Origin of the sequence: Buttiauxella noackiae ATCC 51607, from assembly GCF_001654865.1 — a bacterium.
Taxonomy (GTDB): Bacteria; Pseudomonadota; Gammaproteobacteria; order Enterobacterales; family Enterobacteriaceae; genus Buttiauxella; species Buttiauxella noackiae.
The window spans coordinates 180,812-204,373 of sequence record NZ_LXEO01000002.1; the positions used below are offsets into that span (position 1 = coordinate 180,812).

Consider the following 23,562-nt stretch of genomic DNA (forward strand, 5'->3'; position numbering starts at 1 on the left):
TTATGGAACACTGAGTTCATTTTGAGAGTCTACCGGCTAATTCGTCTTATGAGTAAGCTTTATCTCAACAGAAATCGACACTCAATGGAGATAACGATGAAATCAATTCTTGGCGTTTATTCAGCACCTGCTTCCCACTGGGTGGGCGATGGCTTCCCGGTTCGCTCACTGTTTTCTTACTCAAAATTTGAAAAACAGCTCAGCCCGTTCCTGCTGCTCGATTACGCAGGCCCAGCGGAATTTAAGCCGAGCAACAAAGGGCAGCGTGGCGTAGATGTACACCCGCACCGTGGTTTTGAAACCGTCACCATCGTCTACAAAGGTGAAGTTGCGCACCGTGACTCCACCGGCAGCGGCGGGGTGATTGGCCCGGGTGACGTGCAGTGGATGACCGCAGGTAGTGGCATTTTGCATGAAGAGTTCCACTCACCGGCATTTAGCGAGAAGGGCGGTACGCTTGAAATGGTTCAGCTGTGGGTCAACTTGCCAGCCAAAGACAAATCGACACCACCGAACTACCAGTCCATTACCGACACTGATATTCCGGTCGTGACACTGCCAGATAACGCAGGCCAGGTGCGAGTCATCGCTGGCGAAATGGATGGCGCAAAAGGCCCGGCACATACGTTTTCACCGCTGCGTGTGCTGGATATGCGGCTCAATGCGCACAGTTCTACGCAACTGACGCTGCCAGATGGCTGGAACACGGCGCTGGTGGTGCTCAAGGGCACCGTACAGGTCAATGGGCAGGAAATTGCTCGCGAAGCACAACTGGTCGTGCTGGATGCGAAAGGGGAGACGGTAACGCTTGAAGCCAATAACGACGCCGTTGTGTTGGTGTTGAGCGGTGAGCCACTTAATGAGCCAGTGGTCGGTTATGGGCCATTTGTGATGAACACTCGTGAAGAAATCAAAGAGGCCATTGACGATTTTAACAGCGGAAAATTTGGCCAGAAAGTTTAACTAGCATAAACGGCTATCGTCCCGGTAGCCGTTAATTTTCAGTAGTTTATTTAGTAAATAAAAGAGGATATAAACATGTCACCTGCAAACTTTAATGGACAAATTCCTACAATTGACCCTAACGACGCGGTCATGCTGCTTATCGACCATCAAAGTGGTTTGTTCCAACTGGTGCACGATATGCCAATGCCAACTTTACGCACTCACGCCACCGTGCTTGCTAAAGTTGCCACGCTTGCCAACATTCCGGTGATCACCACCGCTTCTGTGCCACAAGGCCCGAACGGCCCGCTGATCCCTGAAATCCACCAGTACGCACCGCATGCTCAATATGTGCCGCGCAAAGGTGAAATCAATGCCTGGGACAACCCCGATTTCGTCGCTGCGGTAAAAGCTACCGGGCGTAAAACTCTGATTATTGCCGGTACTGTAACCAGCGTATGCATGGCTTTCCCGGCGATCAGTGCTGCGGCCGAAGGTTTTAAAGTCTTTGCGGTAATTGATGCCTCAGGTACCTATTCCAAAATGGCCCAGGAAGTGACTTTGGCACGTGTGGTGCAGGCGGGGGTTGTACCGATGGATACCGCAGCCGTAGTAGCAGAAGTCCAGCACACCTGGAACCGTGACGATGCTATGGAGTGGGCAAATCTGTGGGGTGGTGTGTTTATTGAGTATGGCTTGCTGATGGAAAGCTACCAAAAAGCGCAAGACGTAGTGACCAATCAAGAGCAACTCGACTCCCAACGCGCTTAAAAGTTTTCCCCTTGCGCAGCACCTCGCACAAGGGGATTATTTTCTATGTCCTTCCACGGGGCTAATGTTAGGCTATGGCCCACTCTTTTTTCAGAAGTCTGAGCGATGCAAACCAGTCCTTTACTTACCGCCCTTATGGAATCCTTGCGCTGCCTGCCAGGTGTTGGCCCAAAATCTGCCCAACGTATGGCGTTCGCGCTCCTGCAACGCGACCGCAGCGGTGGGATGCGTCTTGCTCAAGCGTTAACCCGCGCGATGTCTGAAATCGGCCACTGTGCTGATTGCCGTACCTTTACCGAACAGGAAGTGTGCGCAATCTGCGCCAATCCGCGTCGTCAGGAAAACGGTCAGATTTGTGTAGTGGAAACCCCTGCGGATATTCACGCTATTGAAGCGACCGGGCAGTTTTCCGGGCGCTATTTTGTGCTGATGGGGCATTTGTCTCCGATTGACGGTATCGGCCCGCAAGATATTGGTCTCGACAGGCTCGAACAGCGTCTTGAGCGCGAGACAATCAAAGAACTTATTCTTGCCACCAATCCTACCGTGGAAGGTGAAGCCACCGCCAACTATATTGCCGAGCTATGCGGGCAATATGGCGTGGATGCCAGCCGCATCGCGCACGGTGTGCCGGTGGGGGGCGAGCTGGAAATGGTTGATGGCACCACGCTTTCGCACTCTTTAGCTGGCCGTCACAAGATTAATTTCTAATTTTACCCGTCATACTTGAAGCTGCATCTGCGTTGGCTGCACTCACAAACCCCAGTCACTTACTTTAGTAAGCTCCTGGAGATTTGCTTCCTTGCCGCCTTGATGCAACTCCAATTATTTAGGGTAAAGAAAAAGAGATATTCATTTCCCCGCTTGAAATCTTGCTTTCTTATCCTCATATCACCCTCAACGTTTTAATCCCCTGCGTAATTTGATTTTGTTGAGGTATCAATGACCATGAAAGGACAAGAGACTCGTGGCTTCCAGTCTGAAGTGAAACAACTTCTGCACCTGATGATCCACTCCCTCTATTCAAATAAAGAAATTTTCCTGCGTGAGCTGATCTCCAACGCCTCTGATGCGGCAGACAAATTGCGCTTCCGCGCATTGTCTCAGCCAGACCTGTACGAAGGTGATGGTGAGCTGCGTGTGCGCGTCTCTTTTGATAAAGAAAAACGCACTTTGACCATTGCCGACAACGGCATCGGTATGACTCGCGACGAAGCGATTGATCACCTCGGTACGATTGCAAAATCAGGCACCAAAGCGTTCCTCGAATCTATGGGTTCTGACCAGGCGAAAGACAGCCAGCTTATCGGCCAGTTTGGTGTGGGCTTCTACTCTGCGTTTATCGTGGCAGACAAAGTCACCGTGCGCACCCGTGCTGCAGGTGTACCTGCTGATCAGGCTGTGTTCTGGGAATCTGAAGGTGCTGGCGAATATACCGTTGCGGATATCACCAAAGCCGATCGCGGTACCGAAATCACTCTGCACCTGCGTGAAGGTGAAGATGAGTTCTTAGATGACTGGCGCGTGCGTTCCACCATCAGCAAATACTCTGACCATATCGCCTTGCCGGTTGAGATTGAAACCCGTGAAGAAAAAGACGGTGAAACCATTCTCGGCTGGGAAAAAATCAACAAAGCCCAGGCTTTGTGGACCCGCAGCAAGTCTGAAATTAAAGATGAAGAGTACAACGAGTTCTACAAACATGTGGCTCATGACTTCACCGACCCGCTGACTTATAGCCATAACCGCGTGGAAGGGAAGCAAGAGTACACCAGCCTGCTGTACATCCCGTCTCAGGCACCGTGGGATATGTGGAACCGTGACCACAAACACGGCCTGAAACTGTACGTGCAGCGCGTGTTCATCATGGACGACGCTGAACAGTTTATGCCGAACTATCTGCGTTTCGTGCGCGGGCTGATAGATTCCAACGATCTGCCGCTGAACGTGTCGCGTGAAATTCTGCAAGACAGCCGCGTAACGCAGAACCTGCGTAGTGCGCTGACTAAACGCGTATTGCAGATGCTGGAAAAACTGGCGAAAGACGACAGTGAAAAATACCAGACCTTCTGGAAAAACTTCGGCCTGGTACTGAAAGAAGGCCCTGCTGAAGACAATGCAAACCAGGAAGCTATCGCTAAACTGCTGCGCTTTGCGACCACGCATACCGATTCTGCTGCACAAACCGTGTCGCTTGAAGAGTACGTGTCACGCATGAAAGAAGGGCAGGAGAAGATTTACTACATCACCGCCGACAGCTATGCAGCCGCGAAGAGCAGCCCGCATCTGGAATTGCTGCGTAAGAAAGGCATCGAAGTGTTGCTGCTTTCTGACCGCATCGACGAGTGGATGATGAGCTACCTGACCGAGTTCGATGGCAAAATGTTCCAGTCAGTCAGCAAAACTGACGAATCGCTGGAAAAAATGGCCGATGAAGAAACGCCGGAAGCGAAAGAAGCGGAAAAAGCCCTTGAACCGTTTGTTGACCGTGTGAAAACCCTGCTGGGCGAGCGTGTAAAAGAAGTGCGTCTGACGCATCGTTTGACCGATACGCCAGCTATCGTGACCACCGACAGCAACGACATGAGCACGCAAATGGCAAAACTGTTTGCTGCTGCGGGCCAGGAAGTGCCTGAAGTGAAGTACATCTTTGAGCTGAACCCGGATCACGGTCTCGTAAAACGTGTGGCGGATACTCAAGATGAAGCGCAGTTCGGCGAGTGGGTTGAGCTGCTGCTCGACCAGGCTCTGTTGGCTGAGCGCGGTACGCTGGAAGATCCAAACCAGTTTATTCGTCGTATGAACCAGTTGCTGGTTTCTTAATGACAGAGGGCGGGTAGCGATTACGTTTACTCGCCATCCACTATCAAGAAAAGACAAAAACCTGCCAAAACGGCAGGTTTTTTTTCATCTAAACGCCGCTAACAGCGCTCACAAGCCCCGCTATTCTTGAGGTGAATACGCCTTTAATGGTAAGGTCATCGCCTCTGCTTTAAATAATCAAAAATCCAAACGAATGGGGAATTACGCAATGCGTATTATTCTGCTTGGCGCTCCGGGCGCAGGTAAAGGAACTCAGGCTCAGTTCATCATGGAGAAATATGGCATTCCGCAAATCTCCACTGGTGACATGCTGCGTGCTGCAGTGAAATCTGGCTCAGAGCTGGGCAAACAAGCAAAAGACATCATGGATGCCGGTAAACTGGTTACAGATGAACTGGTTATCGCTCTGGTTAAAGAACGTATTACCCAGGAAGATTGCCGTAACGGTTTCCTGCTTGATGGTTTCCCTCGCACTATTCCACAAGCTGATGCAATGAAAGAAGCGGGCATCAATGTGGATGTGGTTCTGGAATTCGCCGTACCGGACGAGCTGATTGTTGAGCGTATCGTTGGCCGTCGCGTACACGCGCCATCTGGCCGCGTTTATCACGTCACCTTCAATCCACCAAAAGTGGAAGGCAAAGATGATGCGACTGGCGAAGAGCTGACTACTCGTAAAGACGATCAGGAAGAGACCGTGCGTAAGCGCCTGGTGGAATACCATCAGATGACTGCTCCGCTGATCTCTTATTACAGCAAAGAAGCAGAAGCCGGTAACACCAAATACGTGAAAATCGACGGCACCCGTAAAGTGACCGAAGTGAGTGCTGAGCTGGCTAAAATCCTCGGCTAATTCACCGGGTATATAAAAATACCAGGACTTGTTCCTGGTATTTTTTTACCCAAATTTTGCCCTTTCGCTGTAATCGGTTCTCCTGAGGCACTTTTACGTTACAATTATCAGCAATCTGTTGATAAGGAGTGGAAATGAATCAGGAAAAAGTGGGTATCTTACTGGCAAACCTTGGCACGCCTGACGCTCCCACTCCGGCTGCGGTAAAACGCTATTTACGCCAGTTTTTGAGCGACAAACGCGTGGTTGATACACCGCGTCTAATTTGGTGGCCGCTATTGCGTGGTGTGATTTTGCCGCTGCGTTCTGCTCGAGTCGCCAAACTGTATCAGTCGGTATGGATGGAAGAAGGTTCTCCGCTACTGGTCTATAGCCGCCGTCAACAGGCCGCACTTGCTGCCCAGTTACCTGGCACTCCGGTTGTACTCGGGATGAGTTATGGTTCGCCCTCGCTGAAAAGTGCTGTGGAAGAACTGATGACGCATCACGTAGACCATATTGTGGTGCTGCCGCTCTATCCGCAGTTTTCTTGCTCAACGGTTGCGGCCGTCTGGGATGAATTGGGGCGTATTTTTGCCAATTACCGTTCATTGCCGTCAATTTCACTGATTCGCGATTATGCCGAAGACACTTCATATATCAACGCGTTGGTGGCTTCAGTAAAACACTCTTTTGCCCAGCACGGTGAGCCGGACGTTCTGCTGCTTTCCTACCACGGTATTCCGCAGCGTTATGCCAACGAAGGTGATGATTACCCGCAACGCTGCCGTGATACGACCCGTGAATTGCTTTCAGCGCTTGAGCTGCCTCCTGAAAAAGTGATGATGACTTATCAGTCGCGTTTTGGCCGCGAACCATGGCTGATGCCGTATACCGATGAAACACTGAAAATGTTGGCTGAGAAAGGGGTGAAGCACATTCAGGTTATGTGCCCAGGATTCTCTGCCGATTGTCTCGAAACTTTAGAAGAAATGGCGGTGCAAAACCGTGAAGTCTTCATCGAAGCAGGTGGCACAAAATATGAATACATTCCTGCGCTTAATGACGACCCAGCCCACATTGCAATGATGATGAACCTGGTGCAGAAATATCGCTGATCTCGCTTAGGGCCGTTAATGTGCTACCATTTCCGGCCTGATTAGCAAACTCCGAACAACATCATGAAATTTCCCGGCAAACGAAAATCCAAACACTACTTTCCTGTAAACGCGCGTGATCCATTACTGCAACAGGTTCAGCCTGAAAACGAGACAGGAACTTCCTGGATAGTCGGGATCGACCAGACGCTGGTGGATATCGAAGCCAAAGTCGATGATGCATTTGTTCATCGTTACGGTTTGAGTTTCGGGCACTCTCTGGTTATTGAAGATGATGTTGCGGAAGCGCTGTATCAGGAATTGGTGAAAGAAGATCTGATTACCCACCAGTTTGCCGGTGGCACCATTGGCAACACCATGCACAACTATTCGGTTTTGGCCGATGACCGTTCTGTACTGCTGGGTGTGATGTGCAGCAATATCGAAATTGGTAGCTACGCCTACCGTTACCTTTGCAATACCTCCAGCCGTACCGACCTCAACTACCTGCAAGGTGTTAATGGGCCAATCGGACGCTGCTTTACGCTTATTGGTGAGCAAGGTGAGCGTACCTTTGCGATAAGCCCAGGCCACATGAACCAGTTACGAGCCGAAAATATCCCTGAAGAGGTGATTGCCGGGGCCTCGGCGTTAGTTCTGACTTCATATTTAGTGCGCTGTAAAGATGGCGAACCCATGCCAGAAGCGACCATGCAGGCCATCGCATATGCGAAAAAATACAACGTTCCTGTTGTGCTCACGCTTGGCACCAAATATGTCATCGCAGAAAACCCACAATGGTGGCAGGCGTTCTTGAAAGAACATGTCTCCATTCTTGCGATGAACGAAGAAGAAGGGCTGGCGCTGACCGGTGAAAGCGATCCATTGCTGGCGGCGGATAAAGCGTTAGATTGGGTTGATTTAGTACTGTGTACCGCAGGGCCTGTGGGCTTGTATATGGCGGGCTTTACGGAAGAGTCCTCTAAACGCACGACACAACATCCGCTGCTGCCGGGTGCGATTGCCGAGTTTAACCAGTACGAATTTAGCCGCGCGATGCGCCATAAAGATTGCCAGAACCCGATGCGTATTTTCTCGCACATCGCGCCATATATGGGCGGGCCTGAAAAAATCATGAACACCAATGGTGCGGGCGACGGTGCGTTGGCGGCATTGCTACACGATATTACGGCGAACAATTATCACCGTTCTAACGTGCCAAACTCCAGCAAACACCAGCATACGTGGCTGACCTATTCATCTCTGGCACAAGTGTGTAAATACGCAAACCGCGTAAGTTACCAGGTGTTGAATCAGCACTCTCCGCGCCTGACGCGTGGCTTGCCAGAACGCGAAGATAGCCTCGAAGAGTCTTATTGGGCGCGTTAAAACTTTAGTTTGTAGGGTGGATAACCCACCCTACAACAACTACCCCGACACGGTTTCCTGCACTATTGGCTTTTCCAACAACCCCATCATGGTATTGGCTATCTCACGTTCACCCATCACGACCCGATTGGCACCACGTTCGGTGATGTATTCCACTTCGTCGTCATAATGAGCACGGGCAATAATCTCGATATCCGGGCATTTTGCACGCGCTGCGGCAACGATTTCACCCGCCTCGTAGCCATTAGGAATCGTTAGCAATAACCACCGTGCGCAATCCAGGTGGGCAAGATTCATGATCTCTTCATTGGCTGCATTGCCGAGTACGGCTCGAATCCCTCGTTCACGTAGCTCATCGACCCTGCTGCGAGATGTTTCAATCACCACCAGCGGAATGCCCTGGGCCAGCAATTTCTCACCCAGCAAGCTGCCTACACGCCCAAAACCAACCAGCAACGCATGATGGCAAATATCGACCGGAATTTGCTTCTCGTCTTCGATAGCTTCTTCCAGCGTCTGCTCTTCCAGCGTTTCGGTTTTTGCGAGGTAGCGCTCAAGTACCGCAAACAATATTGGATTGAGCATAATCGACAGAATTGCTCCCGCCAGTACCAGATTTTGCCCGGTCTGCGGCAGCAGATTTAGCGCCATGCCGAGACCTGCAAGAATAAAGGCGAACTCACCAATCTGCGCAAGGCTTGTGGCGATGGTTAATGCCGTGCGTTGCGAGTGGCCAAACAGGCGTACCAGGAAGAAGGCGGCTAACGATTTACCAAAGACGATGATCGCAACCGTGCCCAGTACCGCGAGCGGTTCCTGAATGAGAATTAATGGGTCGAACAACATGCCGACGGAGACAAAGAACAGCACGGCAAATGCATCACGCAGTGGTAGCGTGTCGTGTGCTGCGCGATGGCTTAATTCAGACTCATTGAGCACCATGCCAGCAAAGAACGCACCTAAAGCAAAGGAAACATCAAACAGTTCGACGGCACCAAAAGCGATGCCCAGCGCTAACGCAAGAACAGCCAGTGTGAATAGTTCGCGTGAACCGGTTGCGGCACTACGCGCCAGAATCCACGGCACCACACGGCGGCCAACAATCAGCATAATGGCAATAAACGCCACGACTTTACCGATAGTCAGACCTAAATCGAGCGTCAGAGTCGCAAAGCCAACGTCACCTTTTTCCATCATGCCGGCGACAGCTGGCAGCAGAACCAGCGTTAAAACCATTACCAGGTCTTCAACAATCAGCCAGCCAATGGCGATTTGCCCGCGCTGGCTATCAATGAGTTGCCGTTCTTCAAGCGCGCGTAACAGCACCACGGTACTGGCGGTGGAAAGACATAGTCCAAATACGATGCCGGTCATCAGCGACCAGCCCATCAATGATGAAAGCGCCATTCCCAGTAGCGTCGCCACACCAATCTGGGCGATAGCTCCGGGGATGGCGATGGCCTTTACCGCCATCAAATCCTTCAGAGAGAAATGCAAACCTACGCCAAACATCAGCAGAATCACACCGAGTTCTGCCAGTTCAGGTGCGAGTTTAGTATCTGCAACAAAGCCTGGCGTAAAAGGGCCGGCAAGTACCCCAGCTAGTAAGTAGCCCACCAAGGGTGATATGCGAAGTTTGTTAGCGAGCATACCGAGCAAAAAGGCCAGTACAAGGCCGCCGACAATGGTGGTGATAAGCGGGGTGGCGTGGTGCATTCCGTCTCCTTTCGTAAGCAATAGGTCCAATAAATCAAATTATCTACTTCAGTTTATGACAATTTTTTAATTGGTTGGGGAAAAAATAAGTGAATTTTTTATAAAAGGCGCGTTTGGACAAATAAATTGTCCTGAGAAGGGTTTTACACAATTAATGGATAACTAATGCAGCAGAATATGGGGATGAGAGCAGGCCAATACAATGCATTGGCCTGGATAAATCAGGATTTGTGGCGATTATCAGGGAGGAATATGGTCAATATACCCAGTAGAGGTAAGAAGGCACATATTTTATAGACTAATTCGATACTTGTATGGTCAGCCACGAGTCCGAGAACCGCAGCACCCAGTCCGCCCATCCCAAAGGCGAAACCGAAAAATAGCCCGGAAACCATGCCGATACGCCCTGGCATCAGCTCTTGCGCGTAAACTAAAATCGCTGAAAACGCGGAGGCAAGGATAAAGCCGATAATCACGGTCAGGATCCCGGTCCAGTACAATGAAACATACGGCAGGAAAAGGGTAAATGGCGCGACACCCAGGATTGACCCCCAGATAACGTATTTGCGACCAATTTTATCTCCCACTGGCCCACCAATTACTGTGCCGGCCGCTACTGCAAACAGGAAGGCAAATAGATGGAATTGGGCATTTTGCACCGATAAACCGAATTTGTGCATCAGGTAAAAGGTGTAATAGCTGCTAATACTCGCCATATAAAAATACTTGGAGAAAATGAGTACCAGCAATACAGATACCGCCTGAATGACTTTTTTGCGCGGCAGTGGGTTAACGACAGGTGCAGCCGTTTTACCTTTCGCCATGCGATGTTGCGCGGCATACCAACGGCTAATTTGCAGCAAGACGATAATTGCCAACAGAGCGGCCAACACAAACCAGCCGACATTACCTTTGCCGTACGGAGCGATAATCAGCGCAGCCAGCAACGGTCCTAAAGAGCTACCAAAGTTGCCACCAACCTGGAACAGCGACTGCGCCAGGCCGTGACGGCCACCGGACGCCATACGCGCGACACGGGATGATTCCGGGTGGAAAACAGAAGAACCGGTTCCCACAAGCCCGGCAGCCAGCAGCACCATCGGGAAACTGCCTGCCATTGCCAGAATAACTAACCCGCAAAGTGTGAAGCACATACCAATCGGTAACGACCACGGCATCGGGTATTTGTCGGTGTAGTATCCTACCACCGGTTGAAGGAGCGATGAGGTCACCTGGAAGGTCAGCGTTATCATCCCAATCTGCACAAAGCTCAGAGAGAACTCGCTCTGGAGTAGCGGGTAGAGCGCCAGAATAAGTGACTGAATCATATCGTTGAGCAAATGGGAGAGGCTAATTGCCCCCAGAATGCCAAACGCTGTGCGAGCCTTTTTGGGCTCCGGCGATGCGAGAGTTTGTTCCGAGATTGCCATAAATACCTGTAATTAATAGATGGATTGTTTTTTTAGCCCAGTTCACTGATGGAACCGTAGGAAATCATTACCCAGCTAACATACCTTCTGGGAAGAGTTGAATAAAGTCACAATCATGAAAAGTTATTTGTCTATACTCGTCATACTTCAAGCTGCAGGGGCATTGGCTGCAACTCGAATTATTTAGAGTATATGCGAATTGGTATCTGCTATTGGTGCGGAAGTATTTTTTTGAATATGGAGATTTGCAATGAAGTTTGCCGTGAAAGGGGTGACCACAGCACTGCTGATGGCAGTCAGTCTGACCAGTGCATCGGCGCTGGCCTGGGAAAAAGATAAAACTTATAACATCACCATTCTACACACTAACGATCACCACGGTCATTTCTGGCGCAATGAACACGCGGAATATGGCCTGGCTGCGCAGAAAACTCTGGTGGATAGCATTCGTAAAGAGGTTGCCGAAAAGGGCGGAAGTGTTCTGCTACTTTCTGGTGGCGACATCAATACTGGTGTACCTGAATCAGACTTACAGGATGCAGAACCTGATTTTCGTGGCATGAATCTGATTGGTTATGACGCGATGGCAATCGGCAACCACGAATTCGACAAACCGCTGACCGTGTTACGCCAGCAAGAAAAGTGGGCTAAATTCCCGCTGCTTTCGGCCAACATTTACCAGAAAAGCACCGGTGAGCGTCTATTTAAGCCTTGGGCCATCTTTAAGCCACAGGGCATTAAAATTGCGGTTATCGGTTTAACCACTGACGACACCGCGAAAATTGGCAACCCGGAAAACTTCACCGATATCGAATTCCGTAAACCTACCGACGAAGCCAAACTGGTGATTCAGGAACTGCAAACAACTGAAAAACCGGACGTGCTAATCGCGGCAACCCATATGGGCCACTATGACAATGGCGACCACGGCTCTAACGCGCCTGGCGATGTGGAAATGGCTCGCAGCCTCCCCGCAGGTGCGTTGACGATGATTGTCGGCGGGCACTCGCAAGATCCGGTCTGCATGGCGGCAGAAAATAAAAAGCAGGTGGATTACGTGCCTGGCACGCCATGTGCGCCGGATCAGCAAAACGGTATCTGGATTGTGCAGGCACATGAGTGGGGCAAGTACGTCGGCCGCGCTGATTTCGAATTCCGTAATGGCGAGATGAAACTGGTGCATTATCAGCTCATCCCCATCAACCTGAAGAAGAAAATCACCTACGATAACGGTGAAAGTGAGCGCGTACTTTACACGCCACAGATCCCAGAAAACCAGCAAATGCTCTCACTGCTTACGCCATTCCAGAATAAAGGCCAGGCTCAGCTGAATGTGAAAGTCGGCAGCGTAAATGGCCACATGGAAGGGGATCGGAGCAAAGTGCGCTTCGTGCAAACCAACCTGGCGCGCCTGTTGCTGGCTGCTCAAATGGACCGGACCGGTGCCGACTTTGCTGTGATGAGCGGTGGTGGTATTCGTGATTCGATTGAAACCGGCGATATCACTTACAAAGATGTGCTGAAGGTTCAGCCGTTTGGTAACACGGTGGTTTATAGCGATATGACGGGCAAAGAAGTCACCGAATATCTCAGTGCCGTAGCGCAGAAGAAACCAGATTCTGGTGCTTACCCGCAGTTTGCGAATGTCAGCTTTGTGGCAACAGCTGCCGGCTTGCAGGATCTGAAAATCAAAGGTGAGCCGGTTGACCCTGCGAAAACCTACCGTATGGCCACGTTAAACTTTAACGCCTCCGGCGGTGATGGCTATCCTGCTATCGATAAAAAACCGGGATATGTGAACACTGGTTTTGTGGATGCAGAAGTGCTGAAGCAATATATCGAGAAGAATTCTCCGCTTGATATGAATGCTTATGAACCGAAAGGTGAGGTGAGCTGGCAGTAAGAGCATTTGTCGGATGTCGTTACGCTAATCTACAAGGTCGCTTTTGTAGGGCGATTAGCGGAAACGACATCCATTATTCTTTATTTCAACGGCAGTAAAATATCCGTCTGCTGCGCATGCTCGGGGTGGTTTTTATCAAGCTCGAGGTAGCGGAAATAGACTGGAAAATCGCGTAACTCCTCACCGCTGTTTGGTAGCCACTGGCGGTAAAGATAATAAACGCTATCGCTGATGCGTTCATAAGCGCCAACGTGGCGCACCACTGCACAACGCCCGCCGGGTAGTGTTTTACTGATAACGCCCTGAGGGTTTTCAGGAACCTGGCCGTTTGCCTCCGGGTTTAGCTCACCGCATACATCAAAACGAAATTCATCGCCTGGTGTCGTGTGGGGATCATTCCACGGCACACCGTAAGTCCCTTGTGTACTGTAATCTGAAAGCCCTGATGCTTTGCGCCATTCAATAAACGCCGCGACCGTATTATTGACGAGCATAGGATCGCCAAGATGCTCAAGCACCGCCACTTCCATCGGTTCGACAGTAATGATTTTCACATCCATATTTTTTAACCTCTGCTGGTTTTCACGTCCGGGAAATTGAAAATGCACATGCCAGTCAACCCAAACAGGATCTTTACGAAACTCGCTGGGTGTCAGGCCGAAGGTATTTTTAAAGGCTCGAGAAAATGATTCTGGGTTTTCAAACCCGGCATCCAGGGCAATGTTAATCACTCTTTCCTGCGGGTTTTTCACTAACTGGAAAGAGGCCCTTTTTAGCCGCATCAGCGTGATATAACGGCTAACGCTGATTCCGCAAAACTGACTAAATTGCCGGTGAAAATGAAAACGCGAAAAACAGGCGACTTCACTCAGTTGCTCGACCGTTAATGGGCTATCGAGATGCTGTTCAATCCAGGCAAATACTTGCTCAAAACGTTGGGCATACAGTTGGTGTCTTGCGCTCGTCATCACTCCTCCCTCAAGGCTTTCACTTTGCCAGTAACATAAAAGAGAGTCCTGACTGAAATTGCTCTTTTGGAAGGATCTTTGTTAATCGCGACGGGCAATTTCTGCAAAAGTGGCATTGAGCAATTTTGCGAGATCTGCGGCGGCCAGTTCGATATCCAGCCCGCGTTTACCGCCGGAAACATATATAGATGTGAACGATTGTGCAGGGGCGTCGATAACTGTTGGCAGGCGCTTCTTCTGCCCCAGTGGACTAATACCACCGACCAGATAACCGGTAATGCGCTGCGCCACCATAGGATCGGCCATATCCACCTTTTTGGCACCCAATGCTTTTGCCACTTTTTTCAAGTCCAGTTGCCCGGAAACTGGCGTAACAGCAACCGCCAACTGTTTCATATCCCCGTTGATAGCAACAAGCAGCGTTTTGTAGACCTGCTCGGCATTCAGGCCGAGTTTGCGCACCACTTCATCACCAAAGTTTGTTTCGCTTGGGTCGTGGTCGTAAGCATGTATCTGAAATGGAACACGGTTTTTTTCGAGAAGTTTTACGGCGGGTGTCATGGAACCTTCTTAGTGAATTTGTCTGATATACGCACAAATTAATAAACAGGGTTATATGTATTCCTAATATTATAATGACACGTAATAGTGTTGGCGTTAATCGTTACATTGAGCGACAATTCTCTATCTGGTCGTTTATTCGGCCAGAATAATTACAACAATATATAAATTCCTCTTTGACGGGCCAATAGCGATATTGGCCGTTTTTTTATCCTCCGTCATACTTTCAGTTACCCATTTGTTGGCTACACTCACTCACCCGAATCACTTACGGGAGTAAGCTCATCGGGCTTCGTTCACTTGCCGCCTCGGTGTAACTGGAATTATTTAGGGGGATTTTTCAGAAGCCCTGGCAAATTTCCCTCACCGTAAAGATGCAGTGCTCCGACTGCCACAATGTAGCGTCCGGCTGGAAGTTGCTGCAAGAAATGCAGCCACTGAAGGTTACGTTGATGCATAAGAACATCGTATAACTCATCGCCAAATGTATTGGGAAGCTGCACTTTCCCACTTTGCGGTGGCGACTCCAGCCACCAGCTAATCATCGTTTGCAGCAAACGGGCATTGGTGTGCCAGTGGGTGAGCGTATCGGTTAATAACGGCATGCCGCCATCAGGCAGGCGGGTGAGAATATCCACCTGATGCTGCGCACCTTCCAGTTCAATAATCGGTACTGCCTGCGCCTTCGCGGCTTCCAGCAACTGAAAATCAATCCCAAAATCGGCTCGTAATCCCAGTCGTTGCGCCTGGTAGGCCTGTAGCACCAGTGCAATTTGCCAGGCAGGTTGATTATCGATTTGGCTCAGGGGAATACCTAACTCCTGGATTAACGACATAATCTGCGCCCAGTTATCAGGGGAAAGTCGCTCTTCAAGCGGGAGTTCATCGGGATTATTCGGGAACGGGGAACCGCCTTCTGATATGTCGGCTTCAACAATAAGCGCATCGGAATTGTTAAGTTTATCGATAAGCTTGCTCGACAGCGGCGCCATATCGCGCGTACCCATATGAATGCTGCCGACAAGATGAAGATGGCGATCTCCGGGTAGTACAATATCCAGAGCAGGCCAGGGATATTGGGTGTTCGAAAGGCTTGAAAATAATGCGGTAATTCGCGATAGCAGACCCATTTGCAGATTCCCTGGCTAAAAAGTCATGCTACCGCTGCGATGAGTCTGGTGCAAATTTCCCCACGCGAGAGTGCGTGGGGAAGGTGAGTTAGTCTTTTGGTTTAAAACGCAATAAACGGTTGGCGTTACTGACCACAGTAATGGATGACAGCGCCATCGCAGCCCCGGCAACCACTGGGTTAAGCAGTGTTCCGGTTAGCGGATATAAAATCCCCGCGGCAATCGGGATCCCCAGCGTGTTGTAGATAAACGCCCCGACCAGGTTCTGCTTCATGTTCCGCAAAGTCGCTTTAGATATTGCCAGCGCATCAGCGACGCCGATCAGGCTGTGACGCATCAGCGTAATCGCCGCAGTTTCGATAGCAACATCGCTGCCGCCACCCATTGCGATACCCACTTCAGCTTGTGCTAAAGCTGGTGCATCGTTGATACCATCGCCAACCATTGCAACTTGTCGCCCTTGTTGTTGCAGATTTTTAATCGCTTCGGCTTTGCCATCTGGCAAGACGCCAGCAATCACCTCGTCGATGCCCGCTTCTTTAGCAATCGCGTTTGCGGTAGTTGGGTTATCGCCGGTCAACATCACCAGACGGTAGCCGTTACGGTGCAAGCGTTGCAACGCACTGATACTGTCGGCACGCAGTGGGTCGCGGATGGCGAGCAGGGCGACCAGTTTGCCGTCGACCGCCAGCAGCACTGGCGTTGCGCCACGGCTTGCCTGCGCTTCTATTTCAGCCGCCATCGGGCCGGTATCCACATTTTGCTCATCAAGCAGTGCTTTGTTGCCGAGCAGCAATTGACGGCCCTCGGTTTCGCCGCTAACACCCAGGCCACGCAAGGTGCGGAAGGCATTCACCTGCGGCAATTCAGCACCGTCTGCTTTATCAAGAATAGCGCGGGCGAGTGGATGGCTTGATCCTTGTTCCAGCACTGCAGCCAGCCTTAACGCATCAGCCTCGGACCAGTCGTTATAGGTTACGACTGCGACCACCTGCGGTTTGCCTTCGGTCAGCGTGCCGGTTTTATCAAACACAATAGTATCAAGCGTGCTGGCGCGTTGCAGTGCGTCGGCATCACGCACTAATACGCCAAACTCAGCGGCGCGACCCACGCCAGAAATAATCGACATCGGCGTTGCCAGCCCTAGCGCACAAGGACAGGCGATGATCAGCACCGTGGTGGCAATCACCAGCGTATAAACGATTTGCGGCGCGGGGCCGAAGAAGTACCAGATGGCGGCGCTAAACAGGGCAATCAGAACCACTACCGGCACAAACACCGCCGAAATTTTATCGGCAAGCTGGCCGATTTCAGGCTTGCTGCTTTGTGCCTGGCGCACCATACGAATAATGCGCGAAAGCGTGGTGTGGTTGCCGGTTGCTGTGGCGCGGAACAGCACGCTGCCATCCTGCACAACAGTCCCTGCATGAATCTGCTCATCAGTGGATTTTTGCTGCGGCACCGGCTCGCCGGTCAGCATCGCTTCATCAAACCAGGCTTCGCCCTGGGTGATTTCGCCGTCGACGGGAATGCGATCCCCGGTCGTTAGACGCAAGATCATTCCGGCGGTCACTTCAGCCAACGGCAGCGTTTTTTCACCCTCTTCGGTGACGACTCGTGCAGTCGGTGGCGTTAAATCCAGCAGGCGCTCCAGCGCTTTAGAAGAGCGTTGGCGAGCACGTTGTTCCAGCATATGCCCGAGATTTATCAGGCCGATAATCATCGCGCTGGCTTCGTAATAGAGATGGCGAGCTTCCATCGGGAAGTGCTGCGGCCAGATATTCACGGTGATGGAATAAATCCACGCGGCACCGGTTCCCAGCGCGACCAGCGTATCCATGGTGGCGGTTTTATTGAGCAAACTGCGCCAGGCGCTGCGATAGAAATGCCCGCCAGCGAACACCATCACGCCGAGGGTGACAATACCGATTGCCAGCCACAACGAACGGTTGTCGTCGGTGACCATCATGTTGTCGCCGAACATGCCCCATACCATCACCGGAATACCAACGGCAAGGGCTAAAATCGCCTGCCAGCGGAAGCGTTTAACGGCGGCGTTGGCGGTCTCTTGCTGACGTTCGCGGCGTATCGCATCATCTTCGATGGCTTCCGCCCCGTATCCGACGCTTTCCACCGCTTTAACTAAAGATTCGGCAGAGGCAGAGCCCATAATCAGGGCGCTGCGCTCGGCAAGGTTTACCCGTGCCAGGCTGACTCCAGGGACGTTTTGCAACGCACTTTGTACCCGGGTCACGCAACTGGCGCAGCTCATCCCGTTGATCAACAACTGTTGGCTATCGTCGTCATCAACGGTGGCTGCCGGAAGCGAAGGGGATGCCGCTGTCAGTGCTTCCGACGGGGTTAATGACTCTGTCAGCGGATCAGACTTTGGGTGGCTGGCTGCCGTCGCGTCGTATCCTGCTTGTTTTACGGTGTTGATTAACTCATCAACTGAAGCAGTTCCGGTTACGCTGGCGTGAGTTTGCGTGACTTCGGCTGTATCAACGTCAGGACGTTGCTCCAGGCTTTCTTTAACGCGTTTAACGCAATGGCCGCAGGTCAGGCCATCAAGATTTAAATCTATAACGTGAGACATCATCAGACTCCATTTATGTGGGATTGTGGTAAGCCTAAACCTTCCATCAAGGGTAAGGTCAAGCTATACCCTAAATATTTCTCGGCGCAGCCAACACATCGACCTATTTAGGGCATATCTCCGTTAGATTATTCAGTTCCTGTGGGCAGTTGACTCAGTATTCCGGTATTCGCAAGCAGGCTTAAGCGCGCAGATTGCCATTCAGCAATAGCCTGAATACGTTGTTGTTGTGCATCAGCCAGTGCCGATTGAGCATTCAAAACTTCAAGAATATCGGCCACATCTTTATCGTAACGGCGGCGTGAAGAATTAACGCTGGCTTGTGCGGCGTCGAGCAATTGTTGGCTTACGCTCAGCACACCCAACGCCGTTTTAGCATCAGCCCAGGCTTTCACTACGTCAGTAAGAATCTGTGTGGTGGTATCTTCGAGTTGAGCTTCGCTTTGTTCGGCCTGTGCTCTTGCTTCCAGAATTTTATAGTGGCGACTAAAGCCATCGAACAATGGAATAGAAACCGTTAGGCCAACATCTTTATCGGTCTGGTTAATAGTCGATAGACCCTGATTCGGGAAACCATTGCGGGAAATATGCGCCGTCATATCGAGCGTTGGTAAACCATCCGAGCGAACCTGGATAATTTTATCTTTGTCGGCCTGCCATTTTGCCCGCGCCTGCATAATTGCCGGGTGGCGGATTTGCGCCTGTTTCAGCCACTGGTTTAGGTCGTGAATGTCCGAAGGGATAACGTTGTCGGGTTGCGCTGGTAAATTAACGGACATTTCAAGATTGATGCCCATGACCTGCTTGAGCAGGGCAAGGTTCTTTTCAAAATCCCCTCGACTGTGCATCGCATTAAGCTGTGCTTTTGCCAGCGCGGTTGCAGCCTGTAAGGTGTCGTCCTGAGTGGTTGCGCCTTTTTCCTCACGCCGTTTCGCAACGCTCAACGTTTGTTGGGCAAGCTGCGCAATCTGCATGCGAGCCTCCATTACGGCCTGGCTGGTCATCGTCTCAAAGTAAACCTGAATCACCGATGCCATGGTTTTTTGCAAAGCTGCATCATGCCCGGCAATCGCGGCTAAAAGCATTTGATTCGCCACTTCGCGGTTTGCGGCGCGTCCCCCAAAATCGAATAAGCGCCAGTTTAATGAACCATAATACTGGTTGCCGATACTGGTGGATGCGGGCTGTTGTGAACCAGAGGAATAGGTTGTGGTGTCTTTGAGTCGGCTAACCGAGCCGGTGATGGTTGGCAGATAAGCGGCTCGGGCTTCACCTACCACGCCGCTTTGCACCTTAATTTCTGCCCAGGTGGCGCGGATTTGCGGGTTGTTACACAGCGCAGTATCAACAGCATCGGTCAGCGCCAGTGGTTGGGTGAAATCTACCGCCGTTGCACAATTAATCCGGCTGGTATCAGGGAGCGTCGCGCCGTCCTGCAATTGCACAGGTTGCGCCAGTAACGGATCGTCCAGTAAACCACTTTTATCTTCAGCGAAAGCAGCGGGCTGCGCCCACAAGGCCAGCAGGCAAAGAGAGACTAAATACCTTTTAGCGTTCATTCAGGCTCTCATGAGTGTGTTGAATCAGAGGGGAGAGGAAGTACTCAATAACCCGACGGCTACCTGTTTTTATTTCAATTGAGGCGATCATGCCCGGCCGCAGTGTCGAGGGTTCTCCATCGATATCCATCGTTTTGTGGTCAAGTTTGATGTGAATTGCGTATTGAGAATTCTGCGGTTTCTGTGCGTTATCGCTATGGCCTGATTGCGCGCTCTCGGCTGCATTGCTGGTTCCTGCATTCATCGCATCGCGTGAAACATAAGTCACTTCACCCTGCATCATGCCGTATTTGGTGTAGTCGAATGCCTCGATTTTCACTGCGGCATGCTGGCCTTTGCGTACAAAACCGATGTCTTTGTTTTCAACGATTGCTTCGATCTCGACCTGATTTTGCTTGGGTACGATGACCATCAACGGCTGGGCAGCCGTTACTACGCCACCAACTGTATGTACCACTAATTGTTGTACCGTGCCGTCAACTGGGGCGGTGAGCTGAAGTTGAGTTTTATGGGCGTCGGCTCGTTGCACATCCTGATGTGCTTCGGCCTGCTGGCGTAACCCGTCATTGAGCTCATCCTCGGTTTTCTTACGCGTATCAGCGATAAATGAATCGCGTTGGTGGCGTGCATCGGCAAGTTTGCCTTCCAACTCAATTTTGTCCTGCTCTTTTTCCTGCCATGAAGTGACCGACACGTCATGGTTTTGGGCCAAATCTTTATAATTTTGTGCCCGCTCACGAACAATCGGTAATTGCTGGCTGTAACGGGCAATTTCCCCATCCAGATCTCTTAGCCTGCTTTCTACATTCTGCCACTGGCTGGAAAGATGCTCACGGGCGTCAGCGACCTTTTCTGGCGTGATGTTTTCTATATCGCTCAGTCCAATAAATTGATGAGCGGTGATGGATTCCAGCAAGGCACGTGAGCGTGCAACCTGCAAGGCTGCGTTATCCTGTCCAACTTCCGCGCGTATTATTTCATGGTCGATAATTTGCGTATCAAGCAGCAGCAGGGGTTCACCTGCATGTACGGTTTGCCCATCGGTAACAAAGATATGTTGAACGCGTGCGGTTTCCACAGAGGCAATAGTTTTCGCGTGACTCGAAGGAATGATTTTCCCGCTGGCGGAAACAATAATGTCGACCTTACCCAATACCGACCATAGCACCAGGAAAACGATTAACACCATAAGCAGGCGCGCCGTCCAGCGAGCAGTTGGTGAAATGGGGGCTAGCTGCAATGCCAGGGCCGCCGGAAGAAATTCTGCTTCGTCTGCTATCAAAGCAGGTGGGGTGAGTGAGTGGCGCTGTTTCCAGAAAAAAGCAAAGTGAGAACGGTAGCATTTCATCAATTCGCACCAGGCGCTGTAGCGGAGTTTGAGGCTCATACGCAGGCCTCTCTTACCGGACCTTGCTGCAGAGTATATAAATGCGCGTAGATCCCATCGGCGTGTTGAACCAGTTCATCATGATGACCGACTTCGGCAATTTCTCCGCGCTCCATCACCACGATGCGGTTGGCTTCACGCACCGCAGAGAGGCGATGCGCAATGATCAATACTGTTCGGCCTTCACAGATGCGGCGCATATTATCCTGAATGATTTTTTCGGACTCATAATCCAGCGCGCTGGTGGCTTCATCAAAAATCAAAATACGTGGGTTTGAGATTAAGGCGCGGGCAATGGCAATACGCTGGCGCTGGCCGCCAGACAAACCGGTGCCGTGCTCGCCGACCATGGTGTCGTAGCCTTCCGGTAACTCACAAATAAACTCATGTGCTCCGGCAAGTTGGGCGGCTTCTATTACTGCTTCAATCGGCAGCGTCGGGTTAGTCAGCGCGATATTGGCGCGAATCGAGCGGTTAAACAGGTTATTTTCTTGCTGCACCACACCAATTTGATGCCGGAGAGACGTGGTGTTTATCACTGCGAGATCGTGCCCGTCCAGTAACACGCGCCCGCGTTCGGGGATGTATAAGCGTTGTACCAGCTTGGTAAGAGTGCTCTTCCCTGAACCTGAACGGCCGACAATACCAATGACTTCACCGGGTTTAACCGTGAGGCTCACCTGGCGCAATACTTCGGATGCATCGGGTCGATAGCGGAATGAGACCTTATCGAACTCGATAGCCCCGGACAGTCGTGGCAGCCGGGATTTCTGATCAACAACTTCAGGGTGAGTGTTTAAAATATCGCCAAGTCGACTCATTGAAATACCGACTTGCTGAAAATCATTCCATAACTGTGCAAGACGCAAAATGGGCTGTGACACCTGGCCGGAGAGCATGTTGAATGCTACGAGTGCCCCCACGGTCAGTTGGTTATCGATAACCAGGCTTGCACCTGTCCACATGATAGCGGCGGTCACCAGCTTACTGATCAACGTAATTCCACCGTTGGCGATGGTCGAGATATTGGTGGCTGAAAGCCCGGAAGTCACGTAACCCGCCAGTTGGTCATCCCAGTTCTTAACCCAGCGCGGCTCAACGGCCATGGCTTTGACGGTGTCGATATTGCTGATGGTCTCAACAAGGAACGACTGGTTTTCCGCCGATTTATTGAATTTTTCATTGAGCCGACGGCGCAGTACGGGTGTGAACACCAGCGATAAAAAAACATAGAGCGGGATCGATGCAATCACGATAAGTGTCAACTTAACGCTGTAGCTGAACATTACGGCGAGGAAGACAAATGAGAAAAGAATATCGAGTACGACTGTGATGGCATTGCCCGTCAGAAACGAACGGATATTTTCCAGCTCTCGCACACGCGCTACCGAATCCCCAACGCGGCGGCTCTGGAAATAAGCAATCGGTAGGTTAAGCATATGGCGGAATAGACGCGCGCCGAGTTCGACATCAAGCTTGCTGCTGGTATGTGCAAATACCCAGGTGCGGATCCCGCTTAATAAAGCTTCAAAGATATTTGCTGCCACCAGGCCAATGGCAACCACATGCAGGGTTTTCATGGCATGGTTAACCAAAACTTTATCCATCACCACCTGAAAGAATAGTGGGGTGGCTAAGCCGATTAACTGCAACACCAGGGAAATGAGCATTATTTCCCCTAAAATTCGCCGGTATTTAATCAATGCCGGAATAAACCAGGTGAAATCGAATTTAGCTAATGTTCCTGTGAAATTTACTTTGCTTGCAAAGTAAATAACTTCACCCGTCCAAACCTCGGTTAACTCATCGATGGAAATAAACTCAGGAGGGCAGTTTTCATATTGAATAAGCAAGCGAGGCTTGACGATATGATTACCATTTTTACTGCCGGGGTCATATTTCCCAAGGATAAAATAGCACCCATCACGATTCTGTCCTACGGCTGGTAATGCAGCTTTATCCATTCGGCGTACATCCTGGCGCACTACCTTTGTTTTAAGTCCTAACTCCTGTGCCGCCAATAAAATTGCTCGTTGGCCAAACACGGGCTGCCCGTCGAGGGATATCTCAAGGTGACCGGCAAATTTATGCTGAAGGTTTATTTTGTCGACAGCGACCTGATGAAAGGAGCCAATTACCTGCAAACAAAAAAAACCGCTATCCATGGGATACCGCCGACGGCAAAGAAGTCATATTTATTAACAAACCAGTCATTATTGTAGGATATATGCCCAAAATCACTTGAGTTGCTGGAACGCTAACGCACATGCAACCTGAAGTATTACGGCTATAAAATATGCGCGATTAAATATCACAGGCATTTAAGGTTGTCAAAGTGCCACATTCATAAAAAATAAGTAAAATTAGACATTTGAGAATTTTATTGAGCCGCTGGCACGTTGCGAATTAGTGCTTTACTTGTAACTTTAGTGATAAATAAATATATATTTTTCGA

At 50.7% G+C, this 23,562-nt stretch carries 17 protein-coding genes; 8 read left to right on the forward strand and 9 right to left on the reverse strand.

What is annotated here, in order from left to right:
- Positions 1-96 precede the first annotated feature (96 nt).
- From M979_RS00900 to M979_RS00930, 7 genes are all read left to right on the forward strand, one after another.
- A complete protein-coding gene (locus M979_RS00900; RefSeq protein ID WP_064553116.1) occupies positions 97-963 on the forward strand; it encodes a pirin family protein in 867 nt (288 codons plus the stop codon).
- Between the two features lie 75 nt (positions 964-1,038).
- A complete protein-coding gene (locus M979_RS00905) occupies positions 1,039-1,716 on the forward strand; it encodes an isochorismatase family protein (RefSeq protein WP_034458093.1) in 678 nt (225 codons plus the stop codon).
- A gap of 105 nt (positions 1,717-1,821) precedes the next feature.
- Positions 1,822-2,427 (forward strand): recombination mediator RecR, encoded by a 606-nt coding sequence (gene recR, locus M979_RS00910; RefSeq protein WP_034458095.1) that lies wholly within the window; start codon positions 1,822-1,824, stop codon positions 2,425-2,427.
- 237 nt (positions 2,428-2,664) lie between these two features.
- A complete protein-coding gene (gene htpG / locus M979_RS00915; RefSeq protein ID WP_064553177.1) occupies positions 2,665-4,539 on the forward strand; it encodes a molecular chaperone HtpG in 1,875 nt (624 codons plus the stop codon).
- Between the two features lie 208 nt (positions 4,540-4,747).
- Positions 4,748-5,392 carry an adenylate kinase gene (gene adk / locus M979_RS00920; RefSeq protein WP_034458097.1) on the forward strand — a complete coding sequence of 215 codons (645 nt, stop codon included), beginning with the start codon at positions 4,748-4,750 and terminating at the stop codon, positions 5,390-5,392.
- A 134-nt stretch (positions 5,393-5,526) separates the two neighbouring features.
- Positions 5,527-6,489, forward strand: coding sequence for a ferrochelatase (gene hemH, locus M979_RS00925; RefSeq protein WP_064553118.1), 963 nt, complete (start codon positions 5,527-5,529; stop codon positions 6,487-6,489).
- A gap of 63 nt (positions 6,490-6,552) precedes the next feature.
- A complete protein-coding gene (locus tag M979_RS00930; RefSeq protein WP_034458101.1) occupies positions 6,553-7,857 on the forward strand; it encodes an inosine/guanosine kinase in 1,305 nt (434 codons plus the stop codon).
- A 39-nt stretch (positions 7,858-7,896) separates the two neighbouring features.
- On the opposite strand, the gene ybaL is transcribed toward M979_RS00930, so the two are convergent.
- A complete protein-coding gene (gene ybaL, locus M979_RS00935) occupies positions 7,897-9,573 on the reverse strand; it encodes a YbaL family putative K(+) efflux transporter (protein ID WP_064553120.1) in 1,677 nt (558 codons plus the stop codon).
- Between the two features lie 221 nt (positions 9,574-9,794).
- Positions 9,795-11,003 carry an MFS transporter gene (locus tag M979_RS00940; RefSeq protein WP_034458108.1) on the reverse strand — a complete coding sequence of 403 codons (1,209 nt, stop codon included), beginning with the start codon at positions 11,001-11,003 and terminating at the stop codon, positions 9,795-9,797.
- A gap of 250 nt (positions 11,004-11,253) precedes the next feature.
- Between M979_RS00940 and ushA the strand changes: the two genes are divergently transcribed.
- Positions 11,254-12,906, forward strand: a complete 1,653-nt coding sequence (ushA, locus tag M979_RS00945) for a bifunctional UDP-sugar hydrolase/5'-nucleotidase UshA (protein ID WP_064553122.1) — start codon at positions 11,254-11,256, stop codon at positions 12,904-12,906.
- A gap of 80 nt (positions 12,907-12,986) precedes the next feature.
- On the opposite strand, the gene M979_RS00950 is transcribed toward ushA, so the two are convergent.
- The 7 genes from M979_RS00950 to M979_RS00980 all read right to left on the reverse strand — a co-directional run bounded on the left by M979_RS00950 (position 12,987) and on the right by M979_RS00980 (position 23,272).
- Positions 12,987-13,874: an AraC family transcriptional regulator gene (locus M979_RS00950; RefSeq protein WP_064553124.1), complete on the reverse strand. Its 888-nt coding sequence runs from the start codon at positions 13,872-13,874 to the stop codon at positions 12,987-12,989.
- 81 nt (positions 13,875-13,955) lie between these two features.
- On the reverse strand, positions 13,956-14,435 hold the full coding sequence (gene ybaK / locus M979_RS00955) for a Cys-tRNA(Pro)/Cys-tRNA(Cys) deacylase YbaK (protein WP_034458114.1): 480 nt from the start codon (positions 14,433-14,435) through the stop codon (positions 13,956-13,958).
- A 323-nt stretch (positions 14,436-14,758) separates the two neighbouring features.
- Entirely contained in the window at positions 14,759-15,565 is an 807-nt protein-coding gene (locus M979_RS00960; RefSeq protein WP_034458115.1) for a TraB/GumN family protein, read from the reverse strand.
- A gap of 88 nt (positions 15,566-15,653) precedes the next feature.
- Positions 15,654-18,161, reverse strand: coding sequence for a copper-exporting P-type ATPase CopA (gene copA, locus M979_RS00965; protein WP_064553125.1), 2,508 nt, complete (start codon positions 18,159-18,161; stop codon positions 15,654-15,656).
- 128 nt (positions 18,162-18,289) lie between these two features.
- Positions 18,290-19,720 (reverse strand): TolC family protein, encoded by a 1,431-nt coding sequence (locus tag M979_RS00970; protein ID WP_209439620.1) that lies wholly within the window; start codon positions 19,718-19,720, stop codon positions 18,290-18,292.
- Positions 19,710-21,107 (reverse strand): beta-barrel domain-containing protein, encoded by a 1,398-nt coding sequence (locus M979_RS00975; RefSeq protein ID WP_064553127.1) that lies wholly within the window; start codon positions 21,105-21,107, stop codon positions 19,710-19,712. Before M979_RS00975 ends, M979_RS00970 begins: the two co-directional genes overlap by 11 nt.
- The gene (locus tag M979_RS00980) at positions 21,104-23,272 is read right to left on the reverse strand and encodes a type I secretion system permease/ATPase (protein WP_064553129.1); all 2,169 of its coding nucleotides are present in this window, start codon (positions 23,270-23,272) and stop codon (positions 21,104-21,106) included. The genes M979_RS00975 and M979_RS00980 overlap by 4 nt, the downstream gene beginning before the upstream one ends.
- Positions 23,273-23,562: the final 290 nt, after the last annotated feature.

Coding starts and splice junctions, on each gene's coding strand:
- M979_RS00980 (WP_064553129.1), bottom strand. CDS start 23,272: ATGGATAGCGGTTTTTTTTGTTTGCAGGTAATTGGCTCCTTTCATCAG.
- recR (WP_034458095.1), top strand. CDS start 1,822: ATGCAAACCAGTCCTTTACTTACCGCCCTTATGGAATCCTTGCGCTGC.
- M979_RS00905 (WP_034458093.1), top strand. CDS start 1,039: ATGTCACCTGCAAACTTTAATGGACAAATTCCTACAATTGACCCTAAC.
- ybaL (WP_064553120.1), bottom strand. CDS start 9,573: ATGCACCACGCCACCCCGCTTATCACCACCATTGTCGGCGGCCTTGTA.
- copA (WP_064553125.1), bottom strand. CDS start 18,161: ATGTCTCACGTTATAGATTTAAATCTTGATGGCCTGACCTGCGGCCAT.
- M979_RS00960 (WP_034458115.1), bottom strand. CDS start 15,565: ATGGGTCTGCTATCGCGAATTACCGCATTATTTTCAAGCCTTTCGAAC.
- M979_RS00975 (WP_064553127.1), bottom strand. CDS start 21,107: ATGAGCCTCAAACTCCGCTACAGCGCCTGGTGCGAATTGATGAAATGC.
- M979_RS00930 (WP_034458101.1), top strand. CDS start 6,553: ATGAAATTTCCCGGCAAACGAAAATCCAAACACTACTTTCCTGTAAAC.
- htpG (WP_064553177.1), top strand. CDS start 2,665: ATGAAAGGACAAGAGACTCGTGGCTTCCAGTCTGAAGTGAAACAACTT.
- M979_RS00950 (WP_064553124.1), bottom strand. CDS start 13,874: ATGACGAGCGCAAGACACCAACTGTATGCCCAACGTTTTGAGCAAGTA.
- M979_RS00970 (WP_209439620.1), bottom strand. CDS start 19,720: ATGAACGCTAAAAGGTATTTAGTCTCTCTTTGCCTGCTGGCCTTGTGG.
- ushA (WP_064553122.1), top strand. CDS start 11,254: ATGAAGTTTGCCGTGAAAGGGGTGACCACAGCACTGCTGATGGCAGTC.
- ybaK (WP_034458114.1), bottom strand. CDS start 14,435: ATGACACCCGCCGTAAAACTTCTCGAAAAAAACCGTGTTCCATTTCAG.
- M979_RS00900 (WP_064553116.1), top strand. CDS start 97: ATGAAATCAATTCTTGGCGTTTATTCAGCACCTGCTTCCCACTGGGTG.
- adk (WP_034458097.1), top strand. CDS start 4,748: ATGCGTATTATTCTGCTTGGCGCTCCGGGCGCAGGTAAAGGAACTCAG.
- M979_RS00940 (WP_034458108.1), bottom strand. CDS start 11,003: ATGGCAATCTCGGAACAAACTCTCGCATCGCCGGAGCCCAAAAAGGCT.
- hemH (WP_064553118.1), top strand. CDS start 5,527: ATGAATCAGGAAAAAGTGGGTATCTTACTGGCAAACCTTGGCACGCCT.